The organism is Brucella sp. H1_1004 (assembly GCF_047308065.1).
Taxonomy (GTDB): domain Bacteria; phylum Pseudomonadota; class Alphaproteobacteria; order Rhizobiales; family Rhizobiaceae; genus Brucella; species Brucella pseudogrignonensis_B.
The window spans coordinates 437,346-452,345 of the sequence record NZ_JAYKZA010000001.1 but is presented as its reverse complement, the minus strand read 5'-3'; the positions used below and the strand labels follow the sequence as shown (position 1 = coordinate 452,345).

The window sequence follows — 15,000 nt, the reverse complement described above, 5'->3', positions numbered from 1 at the left end:
CCAGCTTTTGGCTTTGACGTAAAATCAAGCAATTGTTCGGAGAATGCTTTCGTTCCTAAACTTTGTCATATGCACTTTCTGGCGCATTGCTGGCTGGCGCATTGCTGGCTGGCGCATTGCTGGCTGGCGCATTGCCGGATTGATCAGGTTTGGCAGATGCGTCCTGCGTTGGAGCAGAAAGGTTGAAGGATGGATATTGCACTCATAGAGCGGATTTTTCCCTTCATTGTTCAGGCGGGGTGGGTCACAATTGAGTTGACTGTTGTGTCATTGCTCATTGGCCTCTTTGTTGCCAGCTCGTTGGTGATTGCCAAGTTTTCGCGTTATGCGCCGGTGCGTTGGATCGCAACCGCTTATATCAGCGTGATGCGCGGCACGCCGCTACTGGTACAGTTGTTTCTCGTTTTCTTCGGTGGGCCTCAATTCGGCTTCGAATTCTCGCCCTTTGTCGCTGGCGTGATTACCATGGGTTTCAACATCGGCGCCTATATGTCGGAAGGCATGCGCGGCGCTATTCTGGCCGTCGATAAGGGGCAGAATGAAGCGGCACGGTCACTTGGCTTTAGTCGCGTTGGAACGATGCGGCTTTTTATTCTGCCACAAGCTGCACCCTTGATGATCCGCTCGCTCGGCGTGAACATGGTGATTTTGACGAAAAGTACCGCGCTTGTGTCCACAATTGGCGTGGTTGAACTGACTTACACCGCACAGCGTTTTGTAACTTCGACCTATAAGCCCTTCGAGGTTTTTGCGGTCGCGGCGGCGGCATATATTGTGATTATCGCTGTCATTTCTCTGATCATTCGCGGCCTTGAAATCTACTTCAGTGCAGACAAGAGGGCAGGGGCATGAGTCTCGATTTTAGCGTTGTTCCGCCGTATGCCGAGCTTATGTTCATTGGGCTAACCTGGACTGTACTCATTACTGTACTGGCTGGCTTAATTAGCATTGTCTTGGGAATCGTTATTGCAATTGTCACGCTGCATGCGCCCAAATTGATCAGTTTGCCCATCCGCGGTATCGTGTTTCTGTTCATGGGAACACCGCTGCTGTTGCAGCTTTATCTGCTCTATTATGGCCTTTCGCAAATCGGCATTATGGTGCCAGCTTTCTGGACCGGCGTCTTTGGCCTTGGTATGCACTACGCGGCTTACAATGCCGATATTTTCCGTGCATCGCTTCAAGCCGTTGATAAAGGACAGATGGAGGCCGCACGTTCGCTCGGTTTTGGAAGCAGCGCATCGCTGCGCTATTTCATTATCCCACAGGCGATCCTGACTGCGCTGCCACAGGTTGGAAATAACAGCATTATCCTGCTCAAGGATACAGCCGTCCTGTCGGTTCTGGGCATCACAGAATTGGTGCTGAGTGCACAGCGTGGCATCAGCGAAACCTATCGTCCTTTTGAGTTCTACTTCGTTGCAGCCGTCCTCTATTACCTCATCAATCTTTTGATGGAGTGGGTTTTGAGCAAAGCGGCCAAGAAAGCGGAAGCTATCCGATGAACACACAGACCCCTATGATCGAACTGCGTCAGATCAGAAAGTCCTATGGCGATATCGAAGTGCTGAAAGGCATTGATCTGACTGTCGCCAAAGGAAAGATTGTTTCCATCATTGGCCCCAGCGGTTCAGGCAAAAGCACGCTTTTGCGTTCTATCAATATGCTGGAAGAAACCAACAGCGGCGAAATCTGGCTTGATGGCCATCAAGTCAATCGCCCGCTGAAGGGCCGTGCTTTTGAAAAGCACATCAACCATATCCGTCAGGAAATGGGGATGGTGTTCCAGCAGTTTAATTTGTTCCCACATCTGACTGTTCTCCAGAACATCATGGTTGGCCCGATGAAGCTGAAGGGTTTGTCCAAGGCAGATGCATTGGAACGTGCCAATGGTTTGCTTGCGAAGGTTGGTCTTATCGATAAAGGCCATGCTTATCCGGCACGGCTTTCGGGTGGCCAGAAACAACGTGTTGCGATTGCTCGCGCATTGGCTATGCAGCCCAAAGTGATGCTGTTTGATGAAGCGACTTCAGCACTTGATCCCGAACTGGTTGAAGAAGTGAATCAGGTGATGAAGCAGCTCGCAAGCGAACATATGACTATGTTGATCGTCACACACGAGATGCGTTTTGCAGCCGAAGTCTGTGACCACGTCATGTTCATGGATGGTGGTGTGGTGGTTGAACAGGGCTCGCCAGATCAGGTTCTGTCCAATCCCACGGAAGAGCGGACGCGGGCATTCCTGCGCAAGCATCTGTCTCATTAAAATTTGAAATTAATGTCTTAGCGGTGTGTTGCGCAAGGCGAACACGCTTCGATCAAAGGAGATTTGATCTATGACTGTGAATATTGCAAACGGCGCGTCTAACGCCGTAACGATGGCGCACAACCATATTGATGCACAGCATGTTGAGAAACTGGCGCTGCGTCTGGTTGGCTGGAACAGCGAAACCGGAACGCCTGGCGAAGCGACATTCTCTGATCATCTGGTGGCTGTTTTGAAGGAAATTCCTTACTTTCAGCAGAACCCTGATAATATCCGCACAATTGCCAGTCATGGTGATCCGCTGACGCACAATGTCGTCGCACTGGTGCGTGGTAAGGGCAAACACACACTCGCTCTGGCAGGCCATTTCGATACGGTTGCAACGGATAATTATCACGAGTTGAAATCGCTTGCCTGCGAGAGTCTCAAGCTCAAAGATGCGTTGATTGCGGATCTATCCAAGCGTTCACGTTCTGCACAGGAAGATCGTGCATTGGAAGATTTGCTGAGTGGCGATTTTCTTCCGGGGCGCGGCATGCTCGACATGAAGAGTGGCCTTGCCGTCGGAATAGCATGTGCAGAAAAATTTGCGGGAGACGAAGATCGAAGCGGCAATCTCTTGCTTGTTTTCACGCCGGATGAAGAACGCGAAAGCCGCGGTATGCGCTCAATGCGCAATGCACTGCCAGCAATTGCGCGTGACTTCGATATTGAAATCGCAGCAGCTATCAATCTCGATGTGACGTCTGATCAGGGTGACGGTCAGGAAGGCCGCGCCGTCTATGCCGGAACCATCGGTAAGTTGTTGCCATTTGCCTTGGTCATTGGTCTGAGTTCCCATGCAAGCTATCCTTATGAAGGTGTGAGTGCACAGGCTATGGCTGCTGGTATTCTGGCTCGCTTTGAGGGCAATGCAGCTCTTGCTGATCGCGACGAGAATGATATTTCGCCACCCCCAATCTGCCTTGAAGCAAAAGATTTGCGCGATGGCTACGAAGTCACAACACCGGAACGCTTCTGGATCGCACTGAACTGGCTTTATCATGCCATGACAGCAGAAGAGCTGTTTGAACGCTTCAAGAGTGAAGTGCTGGCAGGAGCTACGCAAGCGGTTGAACGTTTTTCTGCGCAGTCTGAAGCCTTCGGTAAGCTGATTGGCAAACGTCCGGGCGCCATTCCAGCTGCACCGAAGCTCATTACATTCGAGCAATTACGGCTTATCGCTGCGGACGTTGCAGGCGACAAGTTCGAGGCGCTTTACAGCGAGCAGGAAAAGCGCCTCTCCCACATAGACAATCCTTTATCTGTCAGCCGTCAGTTAACGGAATGGCTGGTGGGTGTGGCTCATCTGTCTGGTCCGGCAGTCGTGGTCGGCTTTGCTGGTCTTCATTATCCTGCAAGCCATTTGGATGAGAAGCAGGCGAATGATCGTGCATTCAAACAGGCGATTGACGCGACGATGCAGCAATTCGAAAATTTTGCGGATCAGGCATTGGTCTGGAAGCCTTATTTCCAGGGAATTTCAGATATGAGTTTCCTGGGGCAGGCGACGCTTGGTCAAGATCTCGTTTCACTCAATACGCCGGTTGCACGTTTGGTTGACCATCCGGCCAGCGATGCGTTGCGGTTCCCTGTGGTTAACATCGGTCCTTGGGGCCGCGAGTTTCACCAGAAGCTGGAGCGCGTACATGCGCCCTATGCATTTGAGATCTTGCCGCAGGTCGTATCGATGATCGCGGAAGAATTTTTGTCGAAGCGAGCCTGAGATTCAGCACAAAGCTATCCGACCGAGGATTAACAATATGACGATTGAAAAGCTGAACATTGTTCCGTTCGTCAGCGTTGATAATATGATGAAGCTGGTTTTGACCATTGGCGTGGAAACCTTGCCTATACAGGCCTTTCTATTTTGATATTTAGCACCTCTTAGGAAGCTGTTGAAGGCGCGGATATCATCACCACTGTGACGGCAGACAAACAATATGCGACGATTCTGAGTGACAACATGGTTGGACCGAATTTGCACATCAATGCTCTTGGTGGTGATTGCCCCGGTAAGACTGAGCTGAATAAGGATATCTTGGTGTGCTCTGATATCTTTGTCGAATAACCGCCGCAGACCCGTATTGAAGGTGCAATTCAGCAGCTTGATGCCGATTATCCGGTTAAGGAATTGTGGGAAGTCATTACTGGTAGCATTCAAGGACACTCATCAGAACGGGCGATTACTTTGTTCGATAGCGTCGGTTTTGCGATCGAAGATTTTTCAGCACTTCGCTATGTCCGCAGCAAGCTTGCTGAAACAGGCTTTCAAGAGAGCTTATTCATTTTGGTTAAATGCCTGCCCCACGCAGAAGGTGAAGCGGAGACTTCCGCTTCTTTGGCTGGTTCGGCTCCTGAAAACGCAGCGAGCGTGCAAGCGCACTGAGCAGATCAGTCTGCGAGATGAGACCCTGCAAGATATCATCGTGATCGGTCACGATGATGGCATGTGCATGTCCGTCGGTCAGCTTTGGCACCAGTCCGACCACCGGATCGTCCGGTGAAGCCTTGATTGCCTCTATCATCAACGAGCCTGCATCGGTACCGATGTTCTGGAGCTCGCGCAATCCAATCGTTCCTTTAAGCTTGCCTGTCCCATCGACCACTGGCAATGCGCGTATATTATGCGTGAGTAGCAGTTCTCGCGCCCGGTCTGGAGTGTCATCTTCAGTGACGCAAATCACGTCGCGCGACATGATATCTTTTGCTTGCGACGTGCCATGGGTACGAACAAGCGCTTCCAGCTCGACCTGCCTTAACAGTCGATCCAGATCGGAAGGATCAATATCAAATGTTTCATCTATGGCCTGCAACGCCTTGTTTACATCATCTGAATTGAAACCGACGCGCAAAGACGCAGGCAGATCGCTGGTCTTATGCGTATTGACGGGAGTTGCTACCGGCACATGCGGATATTTGCGCCGCATGAGCTTGTGAAAGGCAATACCCAGCAAAACCAGCGTGACCGAGTTTAATCCGACTGGGATAAAAGCAAACTGATATCCAAGCCCCGTCACGGCAGGGCCACCGATTACAGCTGTCAAAGCGGCCGCGCCACCCGGCGGATGCAGGCAACGGGCAAAAGACATCGCGGCGATGGCCAGGCCGACACTCAGGCCGATGGCGAGCACCTGATGGTCGACAAATCTTGCAATTGTTATGCCAACCAGCGCTGAAATCACGTTGCCGCCGATGATTGACCATGGCTGTGCCAGGGGACTCGCTGGAACAGCGAAAATAAGCACCGCAGAAGCACCAATCGGAGCAACGATGATGGGCAGAGCCATCGACTGCCCCAGTATGAGTGCCGTGATAAAACCTGTGAGGCCTATACCCAGCAAAGCACCGAAACACGCGATCATGCGATCGCGCAAATTCGCGCCGGCCAATATAGGTATAAACAGACGAAACCGGCTGAACACCGTCAATTCCTTCTCATATTGAGTGAGCGTGGTACGATCACAACCTTCAGCACGAATGACCCAGGTCCATCACAGATGTCATGATCAGATATTTTGTCTCACTTAAATTGGAAAGAAATTATTTTTCGCACTGTTTAACGATCGAGCCTTTATGGATGCTGAGCCCCTGTGACAGTAAGATAGACCGCATAAAGCGATTTTGTTGCAGCAATGAAAAGCCGGTTGCGGCGCGGGCCGCCAAAAGTGATATTTGCGACGGTCTGCGGCGTCTTGATCTTACCAAGCAGTTCACCTTCGGGTGAAAAGCAATGCACGCCATCGCCAGCGCTGGTCCACAAATTGCCATCCGTGTCAAAACGAAAGCCATCTGGTAGGCCGTTATCAATCGTGCAGAAAATATTACCACCCGTGACGCGCTTGCCGTCATCAACGACATCGAAAACCCGGATATGACGCGGTGCTTTTTCGTCGTGACTATAGGCGCTGTCTGCAACGAAGAGTTTCGTTTCATCGGGCGAAAAGGCGAGGCCGTTGGGCTGCTGAAAGTCTGTTATGACGGCTGTAAGTTCGCCGCTCTTCGGATCAAGACGATACACATTGCGGGTTGGCTGTTCGGCGTCTGCTTTGTAGCCTTCATAATCCGCCATGATGCCGTAGGTCGGGTCGGTGAACCAAATGGTACCGTCTGAGCGGACGATAACATCATTTGGTGCGTTGAGCTTTTTTCCCTGATAGCTATCGGCAAGCACTGTGATGCTGCCGTCAAGTTCAGTGCGGGTGACACGACGCCCGCCATGCTCACAGGAGACCAGTCGTCCTTCACGGTCGCGCGTATTGCCATTGGCAAAATTTGAAGGCTGGCGGAACACAGAAACGCCGCCTTCCGGCACCCAGCGCAGGATACGCTGGTTGGGAATGTCGCTCCACAGCAGGCAATTCAGATCACCGAACCACACCGGCCCTTCGGCCCAGCGACAATCACTATAGAGTTCATCAAGATCGGCGCTCGATATGATCAGATTTTGAAAGCGCTCGTCGTGAATTTCGTAAATCGAAGGATGCTGAGACAAAGATACTACTCCGGGAATGCTGTTTAACGCTCAGGTCTGCGGCGGCTCGCCAGGAAAATCACCGCAATGATGGTTAGTCCAGTTAGAACCAGACGAACACCGGCGCCGAAGCCGTAGGTGTTGAGCATGGAGACTATGAGGAACATGAAGAGAGCGGCTCCCCAGATGCCGGGGATATTGGAATCGCCACCGGCGACCGCTGTGCCTCCAATGATGACGACGGCAATCGACATCAGCAGATATTCAGCACCCATATTGAGTGCCGCGCCGCCTGAAAAGCAGGCAAGCAGGAAGCCGCAGAGCGAAGCCAATACTGCGCAGAGCAGATAGGTGATGAAGCGTGTCCCATCGACCGGAACGCCTGCCATGCGTGCTGCAAAGGGATTCTGCCCGATGGCTGAAATCCAGCGGCCATAAATGCTTTTCTTGAGAAGCACCCAGCCCAACACCGAGAGGAGCAGCGCCACGATTGCAACATTGGGGATGCCAAAGAAAGAAGAGGTGGTGAACTGTGCCAGAATTTCGGGCGGTTTTACGCGCAGACCGCGATTGCTCCAGATAGCGGTCGACTGGATCAGAAAGCTCATCGACAGAGTTGCAATGATAGGCGGAATGCGCAGCGCCTTGATCAGCGCATAATTGCAGATGCCAATGCCAAGGCCGATCAGAAGAGCAACGGCAAGCCCTGCCAGCACCATGCTGTCTTGCGAGTCCATCAGCTTCAATGCCAATGTTGCGGCAAGGGTCATGGTGGCCGGAACCGAGAGGTCGATATTGCCGGGACCAAGCGTTATGACGAACATCTGCCCGAGGCCGACAATCACCGAGAACGATGCGAAGGTGAAGGCCGCGTGAGAAAGCCCTGCGGCACCCGCGCCACCCGTAAACAATATGGTGATGACCCAGACAGCAATGGTTGCGATGAAGGACCATATCCACGGACGGCTTGTGAGAACGGAGACAGCGTTCATTGCTTTTTCTCCCGGCGGTCGAGGCGATTGAGGAAAAGGCGAAGCGCCAGAACAATGATGAGGATTCCGCCCTGCGCACCAATCTGCCAGTCGGGCGAGATGCGCATAAAGGAAAGGAAGGAACCCGCAAGCGTGAGTGTTAGCGCCCCGATGACTGCGCCAATGGGAGAAATGCGACCGCCAACAAATTCACCACCACCAAGGATGACACCGGCAATGGAGAGCAGCGTATAGCGCAGCGCAATATTGGCATCTGCCGAGGTGGTCAGTCCCACAAGTGCGATGCCTGCAAGCACTGCAAAAAAGGCCGCAAGCGCATATGTTCCGGCGCGGATTGCCGTGATCGACCAGCCCGCACGCTCGATGGAGCGGGCATTGCCGCCTGCACCACGCATCAGCACGCCGAATGTCGTGCGCATGACGATGAAATGCGTAACAATGGCAATCAGAATGCTTGCGACAATTGCCATCGGTATGAATGGCGGTTTTGTGATCATGATCCAGCGTGCCCAGTCGGGCGCCTGACCGCCGGGTGAGGGCAGGAGCAAAACGGCAAGGCCACCCCACACGAACGACATTCCGAGCGTGACGACAATGGAGGGCAGATTGCGCAGATGGATGATGGCGCCGAGTGCCGCATAGGCTGCAATCGCCGCTGCAAGGATCAGAACACCGATGACGGGATTTGTGTTGAGATAGGTCGCAGCTACACAGACCACGAAGCTCACGAAGGTTCCCATCGACAGATCAAGATCATTGACTGCCATGATCAGCATCTGCGCAATTGTTGCGAGCGCAATCGGGACGGCGAGGTTGAACAGCAGGTTAAGGCCGGTATAGCTCATTGCGCGCGGCTGCATGTAGAAAACAGCAGCCAGCAGCAAAGCGAGCGAGAAGACCGGCGTCAGAAGGCGGAGAGATGAAGCGGAGAAACGCATTATTCGTGTCCTCCCTCAAAGGATGCAGCAAGCACGTTCTTTTCCGTGATTTCGTCGCCGATAAGTTCTGTCACGATTGCACCGTCGCGGAAGACATAGACGCGATCACACAATTCGATCTCGTCCATTTCGGTGGAATACCAGACAAAGGTACGGCCATTTTCAGCTTCCTGGCGCAGGATTTCATAGACTTCCTGCTTGGTGCCGACATCCACGCCGCGCATGGGGTCGTCCATCAGAATGGCATTGGCGCTGGTCGCAAGCGCACGCGCAAAAAGCACTTTCTGCTGATTGCCACCGGAAAGCGACAGAATGCGATTGCCCATATCGGGTGTACGGATATGGATCTTGTCTTTCCACTGTCCGCCAAGCTGATCTTCGCGTGACTGATCGACGAGCTTTAGGGATGAGAGACGATCAAGCGAACCAATGGTGAGATTGTGCAGGATGCTCCAGAGCGGAAACGTGCCGTTCAAGCTGCGATCACCCGCCACAAATGCGATCTCGCAATTGCGTGCAGGCAACCAGTTTGGCCGACGCGCATAGTAAAGATCGAGCAGCATCTTGGTTTGACCGTGACCGGCAAGTCCAGCGAGGCCGATAACTTCGCCCTTGAAAGCCTGAAACGGCTTGCTGTCATGGGCGCGCTTTTTTGCAGAGAGAACGGCAGTGCCTGTCGTGCTGGCTTGTGCCGTGCGGCGTGCCGCTTTTTCACGTTCGACACTGCCCATGGCTTCGACAAGGCTGCGATTGGTGAAATCGCTTGCTGCACGATTAGCGACAACCTTGCCGTCTTTCATCACGACGATGCGGTCGGATGTCGAAAGGATTTCACCAAGCATATGCGAAATGAGGATCACCGAACCACCTGTGCCGACAAAGCGACGGACATAGGCCATCAGCTGTGCAGCAATGCCCGCATCGAGCGATGAGGTCGGCTCATCAAGAATGACAAGCTTCGGCGGCGTGCCGGGGGCGGTGAAGTTGATGGCGATTTCAACCATCTGCCGTTCAGCAATGGACAACTCATCAACGGTTGCCGCGCAATCAATCTTGTGGCCGGGGAAAATCTCACTGAGCTTTTTTGCAATGAGGTCTACGGCCTTGCCGCGCCAGTTCGCGCCCGTAAGGTCGCGCTGCATGATGCGGACATTTTCGGCAATTGTCAGATTAGGGAAGAGCGACAGCTCCTGAAAGACGCAGCGGATGCCGTGCTTGCGGGCAGTCGCCACGCCATGGCCTGCCTCGCCGTGATAGGAAAGGCTGCCTTCATGCGCGGTAAGGCCACCATTGATGACATTGACGATGGTGGATTTGCCCGCGCCATTATGGCCGACAAGTCCGACACATTCGCCTTCATGGATCACAAGTTCAGCGCCATCCAGTGCCTTCACCGCACCGAACTGCACGCGAATATTGCGTGCGGCGACGACTTCGCCTTTGTCGATTGAATTTGCCATGCACTCGAACTGGTTTGGAGATATAAGGGAGGGGCGGACACAGGAAATGTCCACCCCCTGGGAGAAAAGGTTTACTTTGCGTCCGCAATAACCTTCTGCGCGTCTTCAAGCGAATATTCGACATTCGCAACGCCACCCTTCTGGGTGTTTGCCAGTTCTTTATCGAGCGTGTCCTGATTAACGCTCAGAAAAGGAACGACGAGGTCTTTCTTGACGTCTTTGCCATCGAGAATCTGCTGTGCGACCCAGAAAGCGAGTGTTGAAACGCCCGGCGCAATGGAAACCGACATGGTTTCATAGCCGTTCGCATCTTTCTGCTGCTTCCACCACTGCAGTTCGTCTTCACGGTTGCCCATGATGATGATTGGTGTTTCGCGCTTTGCTGCGGCAAAAGCCTGTGCTGCGCCGTAACCGTCGCCGCCTTGTGTTACCACGGCGTCGATCTTCGGCAGACTTGGCAGAACACCGGCCACAGCGCGCTGCGCAACATCTGCCGCCCAGTCACCATGCACAGAGCCGACGATTTTGAAATTCGGGTGTTTCTTCACGCCTTCCAGAATGCCAGCATGGATTTCATCATCGACAGAAACACCGGCAAGCCCGCGAATTTCAAGCAGGTTGCCACCTTCAGGAAGACGCTTGGCCAGATAATCGACTTGGCCTTCGCCTATTCCCTTGAAGTCAACCGCAATGCGCCATGCACAAGGCTCGGTGACGATACCGTCGAAGGAAACGACGGTGATGCCCGCATCGCAGGCTTCTTTGACGGCGCCATTCAATGCAGTTGGTGAAGCAGCATTGATGACAATTGCGTCATAGCCTTGCAAAATCATATTCTGGATTTGCGCTGCCTGTTCGGTGGCCTGGTTTTCAGCTGTGGTGAAAGCATCGGCTGCAGAAACTGTGCCTGCGCTCACGGCTTCCTTTGTAACCTTGTCCCAGCTCTGTAGCATCGCCTGACGCCATGAGTTACCGGCGTAATTGTTGGAGAATGCGATCTTCTTTGATGCTGTGTCAGCAAATGCACTACCGCTTGCCATCAATGTGGCGAGTGCTGCAGATGCCAAAAGAATTTTCCCAAGCTTCATTTCATTCCTCCCAGTTGCAAATATCCGCCCCGCAGCGCCTGTCAGCGCTTCGGATCGTTCGAATTTGAATGTGGCGCGAAACCTCCCGCACCGCCGCTCCTCAACAGCATCAGCTCGCCCATGACATTTCCTGTTGTCTTGCGGGCAATTTTCTGATGAAGCGAGGATGAAACAAATGCGTTGCACTGTGAAGGCTGATCAAAGCAACCATGCTGCGGGTTTGCGCAGCAAAATTGCGGGAACCCGCAAGACGCGCCGATAGAGAAGCGGCGTATTATGAGAGTAAAGCAACCTGTCTTTGGGAGGAGAGTCGCTTGCTGGAACTGGCCCCCTCACGCCTGCTTGACCGCTATCTGACTATTTCCAGATTGCTGGCAGGACAGCTCGATTTTGATTCCATTATTCAGTCCGTCGCTGCAGAGATCAATCATATCCTGCCCTATGACCATCTTGATGTCTGCATCAAGATGGTGGATGGCAAGTTTCACATTGCTTATGAAAGCGGCATTGCCACTGCCTGGAGCCGCAATCCACCCGCCCTTCTTTCGGGAAGTCCGATCCGCACGGTATTGTCGGGCGAAGTTGAATATTTGCTGACAGATGATGCCCGCACAGATCCGCGCTTTCATTTTGAAGGGGCGTTTTCGACACCGATCATTGAGCATGATCTTAAAGCCCGATTGCATGTGCCACTCAAAGCGCAGGGAGATATTATTGGTGCTTTAAGCTGTTCGAGTTTGCAGACGGGCAGTTATTCAATGCGTGATGTCGAAAACGCGCAGTCGATTGCCGATCTTCTGGCACCTTATTTCTTCGCAATCCGTGCCGCTGAACAGGCGAAGCGCTCGGCGATTGTCGAGGCGGAAGCGCGGGCGCGTGAGGAGGGCTTGCGGTTTGGCGCACTCAAACTCACAGAGGCTCTGGAAACGGAACGCCATCGCATTGGCATGGATCTGCATGATCAGACACTCGCTGATCTCACCCGTCTTGCCCGTCATGTGGAACGGCTGACCCGTGCGCCGGATTTGTCCGGCGAACAGCTCGAACCCTTGTTTCGCGGCTTACAGCATTGCATGCAGGATTTGCGGCAGATCATCGAAGAAGCAAAACCTTCCGTGCTTCAGCTCTTCGGTTTTGCGCAGGCAACGGAGAACCATCTCGACCGTTCGATCCGCGAAAGCGGCGCTGCAATTGAATGGATTCTGGACGATCAGAGCGACGGCATGACCGACAGGCTCGAAGAGACGGTCGCGACTTCGCTTTTCCGCATTGTGCAGGAAGCAATCAACAATGCGATTCGTCATGCTCTCGCTGGAGAAATCCGCGTTCGTCTGCGCGATAAGGGTGGTCGGCTTCTCGTTGAAGTTATGGATGACGGTATTGGTATGGACCGTCAGGCGCAGCGTAGCGGCCATGGCATCGATAATATGCGCACAAGGGCACGGCTCATTTCTGCAAGCTTTGCCATCAGAAAAAATACGGATGGCAGTGGCACATGCGTGACGATCCATCTGCCGCCGGAAATCAATGAACCAGTTGGAGGGTAGGATGCAGGTTCTGATCGTAGAGGATGATCCGTTGCATCGCACCTATCTCGGGGAGGCGATCCGCGCCGCTTTGCCTGAGTGCAGCGTTGTTCTGGAAGCGGATAACGGCTCGGCCGGTGAAAAGCTGGCCCGAATGCATCGTGCAGCGCATATTGTCATGGACCTGCAGATGAGTGGACGCAATGGCATTGAAGCTGCGCGAACCATCTGGAAGGAAAACCCGGAAACCCGCATCCTGTTCTGGTCGAATTATGCCGATGAAGCCTATGTGCGTGGTGTTTCGCGCATCGTGCCGGAAGGCGCCGCTTATGGCTATGTGCTGAAATCGGCATCTGACGACAAATTGCGCTTGGCGCTCCGCAGCATTTTTGTTGAGGCGCAGTGCGTGATCGACCGTGAAGTACGCGGTTTACAGCAAAAGAGCCTTGGTCATACCAGCGGGTTCAGCGAGAGCGAATATGAAATTCTGATCGATATAGCACTTGGTTTGACCGATCGCGTTATCGCACGCAGACGTAATCTGTCGCTCAGAAGCGTGCAGAACCGATTGCAGCAGCTTTACGAAAAACTGGGCGTGTACCAGGAGAAAGGTGAGCCAGAGGAGGGGCGTTTCAACCTTCGATCGCGTGCAGTCACAATCGCCTTGCTTCGAAAGCTCTTGAATTACAGTGCGTTGGAACGGGCAGAGGTTGAGCTCAACGATTGGCTTAGTCGATAAATGGCATCTATTTTGTCTCTAAGTTTCATTCGCAATCACGCTATCTGGGTTCAGGATTTTTGATGGATCAAGCAAATGCCGAACTGAACGCATCAGTTCCATACGTACAGGGTCGGTGCGCAGGTTGAGTTCTGCGGTTAGCTTGCGGCCAATACCATGCTCAGCAGAAAACGTCCCATTGAGCTCATCAACAACGTTATGCACCCTTGTCATGATTTCCGAAGTCACGCGCTTCGGATTTTCAAAATTGGTCCACTGATCATGTTTGAAATGGGCAATGAAATGAACATTGCCATCGCCAATATGTGAGACAATAAGAATACGCGCATCTGGGTGCAACTCGTGAACTGCGTCGGTTGCCCGCTCAATCAGCTCGGGAACCAGTGCTGGACGAACGGCGATATCGTGCGAAAGACTATGACCTTCGAGCTTATTTGCTTCAGAAACCGAATGCCGCAAATGCCAGATATCGGCGGCCTGAGCATCGCTTTGCGCGATGAATGCATCCTCGACAATGCCTTCCTCAAATAGCTCGCTAAGCCATTCTTCAAGGGCATTGTGCAGATCAGCTTTGGGATCCGTGCTTCCCAATTCTACCAGAAGTGACCATTCAGGGCGGCTTTCCAGTGGGTGGCGGGAGCGCGGTATATGCTGCAAAACGAGGTCAACCTGATTGCCGGACAAAAGCTCGACAGCTTGTACGGCACTGTCAAAGCGGTCTTGTATTCCGATTAGAATCTCGACGGCTGTTTCAAGACTGGGCAGTGCAATCCATGCATGGCCTGATGAGCGCAAAACAGGCTGCATACGCAAAGCGACAGCGGTGATGACGCCGAGCGTGCCTTCGGATCCGATGAACAAGTTTTTCAGATCGTAGCCCGTGTTGTTTTTGCGCAGCGCTTTTAAGTCGCTGAAAATACGACCATCTGGCAAAACAACCTCAATACCGCAAATCAACTCGCGGATTGGGCCATAGCGCAGAGCGCTTGTGCCACCAGCATTTGTAGCTGCGAGGCCACCGATTTGTGCGCTGCCCTCACTGCCAAGATGCAGCGGGATACGGCGGTCAACACGTGCAGCAGCATCGTGTCCGGCTGAAAGGGTAACACCAGCTTCCAGTACAATAATATTGGACGCTTTATCAATTTCGCGGGTACGATCCAACCGGCGAAGGCCGATAACAATTGCACGGCTTTGCCCTACCGGGATTGCGCCTTGCACCAGGCCTGTATTCCCTCCCTGAGGAACCACGCAACATTTATAATCCGCTGCGATACGCAATAGTTGCGATACCTCTTCAGTCGTCGCAGGGAAAACAACAGCAAGTGCGTTGCCTGTTTCGTAACCCCGCCAATCGGTAAGATAGGGCTCAGTATCGTGCGCATCTGTCATCACATACTGATCGCCAATCACCTCGCGCAGGGTTGCGAGTAATTGATCATTATTATCGGACTTGAACTGCATGAAACTGGCCTGAA

13 protein-coding genes and 1 pseudogene are annotated in these 15,000 nt (G+C 53.0%); 7 read left to right on the top strand and 7 right to left on the bottom strand.

Annotated elements, in window-relative coordinates:
• The first annotated feature begins 189 nt into the window (after positions 1–189).
• The 5 genes and pseudogenes from U2P60_RS02215 to U2P60_RS02195 form a co-directional block, all read left to right on the top strand.
• The gene (locus tag U2P60_RS02215; protein WP_413571059.1) at positions 190–852 is read left to right on the top strand and encodes an amino acid ABC transporter permease; all 663 of its coding nucleotides are present in this window, start codon (positions 190–192) and stop codon (positions 850–852) included.
• Positions 849–1,505 carry an amino acid ABC transporter permease gene (locus U2P60_RS02210; RefSeq protein ID WP_313828984.1) on the top strand — a complete coding sequence of 219 codons (657 nt, stop codon included), beginning with the start codon at positions 849–851 and terminating at the stop codon, positions 1,503–1,505. Before U2P60_RS02215 ends, U2P60_RS02210 begins: the two co-directional genes overlap by 4 nt.
• A complete protein-coding gene (locus U2P60_RS02205) occupies positions 1,502–2,266 on the top strand; it encodes an amino acid ABC transporter ATP-binding protein (RefSeq protein ID WP_413571058.1) in 765 nt (254 codons plus the stop codon). The genes U2P60_RS02210 and U2P60_RS02205 overlap by 4 nt, the downstream gene beginning before the upstream one ends.
• An 82-nt stretch (positions 2,267–2,348) precedes the next feature.
• Entirely contained in the window at positions 2,349–4,031 is a 1,683-nt protein-coding gene (locus tag U2P60_RS02200) for a M20/M25/M40 family metallo-hydrolase (protein ID WP_413571972.1), read from the top strand.
• A 165-nt stretch (positions 4,032–4,196) separates the two neighbouring features.
• Positions 4,197–4,694, top strand: a pseudogene (locus U2P60_RS02195) (hypothetical protein); the annotation flags it as partial.
• Here the strand turns inward: U2P60_RS02195 and U2P60_RS02190 are convergent.
• From U2P60_RS02190 to U2P60_RS02165, 6 genes are all read right to left on the bottom strand, one after another.
• Positions 4,600–5,670: an HPP family protein gene (locus tag U2P60_RS02190; RefSeq protein ID WP_413571971.1), complete on the bottom strand. Its 1,071-nt coding sequence runs from the start codon at positions 5,668–5,670 to the stop codon at positions 4,600–4,602. The pseudogene U2P60_RS02195 and the gene U2P60_RS02190 overlap by 95 nt on opposite strands.
• A 209-nt stretch (positions 5,671–5,879) precedes the next feature.
• A complete protein-coding gene (locus U2P60_RS02185) occupies positions 5,880–6,800 on the bottom strand; it encodes an SMP-30/gluconolactonase/LRE family protein (protein ID WP_413571057.1) in 921 nt (306 codons plus the stop codon).
• A 23-nt stretch (positions 6,801–6,823) separates the two neighbouring features.
• The gene (locus U2P60_RS02180) at positions 6,824–7,771 is read right to left on the bottom strand and encodes an ABC transporter permease (RefSeq protein ID WP_413571056.1); all 948 of its coding nucleotides are present in this window, start codon (positions 7,769–7,771) and stop codon (positions 6,824–6,826) included.
• Positions 7,768–8,709, bottom strand: coding sequence for an ABC transporter permease (locus tag U2P60_RS02175; RefSeq protein ID WP_413571055.1), 942 nt, complete (start codon positions 8,707–8,709; stop codon positions 7,768–7,770). Before U2P60_RS02175 ends, U2P60_RS02180 begins: the two co-directional genes overlap by 4 nt.
• Positions 8,709–10,169 (bottom strand): ATP-binding cassette domain-containing protein, encoded by a 1,461-nt coding sequence (locus U2P60_RS02170; RefSeq protein ID WP_413571054.1) that lies wholly within the window; start codon positions 10,167–10,169, stop codon positions 8,709–8,711. Before U2P60_RS02170 ends, U2P60_RS02175 begins: the two co-directional genes overlap by 1 nt.
• A gap of 71 nt (positions 10,170–10,240) precedes the next feature.
• Entirely contained in the window at positions 10,241–11,257 is a 1,017-nt protein-coding gene (locus tag U2P60_RS02165) for an ABC transporter substrate-binding protein (protein ID WP_413571053.1), read from the bottom strand.
• A gap of 314 nt (positions 11,258–11,571) precedes the next feature.
• On the opposite strand from U2P60_RS02165, the gene U2P60_RS02160 reads away from it, so the two are divergent.
• Both U2P60_RS02160 and U2P60_RS02155 read left to right on the top strand, forming a co-directional pair.
• Positions 11,572–12,804: a GAF domain-containing sensor histidine kinase gene (locus tag U2P60_RS02160; RefSeq protein ID WP_413571052.1), complete on the top strand. Its 1,233-nt coding sequence runs from the start codon at positions 11,572–11,574 to the stop codon at positions 12,802–12,804.
• Between the two features lies 1 nt (position 12,805).
• On the top strand, positions 12,806–13,522 hold the full coding sequence (locus U2P60_RS02155) for a response regulator (protein WP_413571051.1): 717 nt from the start codon (positions 12,806–12,808) through the stop codon (positions 13,520–13,522).
• Positions 13,523–13,540: 18 nt separating this feature from the next.
• On the opposite strand, the gene U2P60_RS02150 is transcribed toward U2P60_RS02155, so the two are convergent.
• Positions 13,541–14,986: an FAD-binding oxidoreductase gene (locus tag U2P60_RS02150; protein ID WP_413571050.1), complete on the bottom strand. Its 1,446-nt coding sequence runs from the start codon at positions 14,984–14,986 to the stop codon at positions 13,541–13,543.
• Positions 14,987–15,000 lie beyond the last annotated feature (14 nt).

Bases quoted from the DNA above. Each gene is read 5' to 3' on its own strand.
- U2P60_RS02165 (WP_413571053.1), bottom strand. From the start codon at position 11,257: ATGAAGCTTGGGAAAATTCTTTTGGCATCTGCAGCACTCGCCACATTG.
- U2P60_RS02210 (WP_313828984.1), top strand. From the start codon at position 849: ATGAGTCTCGATTTTAGCGTTGTTCCGCCGTATGCCGAGCTTATGTTC.
- U2P60_RS02170 (WP_413571054.1), bottom strand. From the start codon at position 10,169: ATGGCAAATTCAATCGACAAAGGCGAAGTCGTCGCCGCACGCAATATT.
- U2P60_RS02180 (WP_413571056.1), bottom strand. From the start codon at position 7,771: ATGAACGCTGTCTCCGTTCTCACAAGCCGTCCGTGGATATGGTCCTTC.
- U2P60_RS02205 (WP_413571058.1), top strand. From the start codon at position 1,502: ATGAACACACAGACCCCTATGATCGAACTGCGTCAGATCAGAAAGTCC.
- U2P60_RS02215 (WP_413571059.1), top strand. From the start codon at position 190: ATGGATATTGCACTCATAGAGCGGATTTTTCCCTTCATTGTTCAGGCG.
- U2P60_RS02175 (WP_413571055.1), bottom strand. From the start codon at position 8,709: ATGCGTTTCTCCGCTTCATCTCTCCGCCTTCTGACGCCGGTCTTCTCG.
- U2P60_RS02150 (WP_413571050.1), bottom strand. From the start codon at position 14,986: ATGCAGTTCAAGTCCGATAATAATGATCAATTACTCGCAACCCTGCGC.
- U2P60_RS02190 (WP_413571971.1), bottom strand. From the start codon at position 5,670: ATGATCGCGTGTTTCGGTGCTTTGCTGGGTATAGGCCTCACAGGTTTT.
- U2P60_RS02155 (WP_413571051.1), top strand. From the start codon at position 12,806: ATGCAGGTTCTGATCGTAGAGGATGATCCGTTGCATCGCACCTATCTC.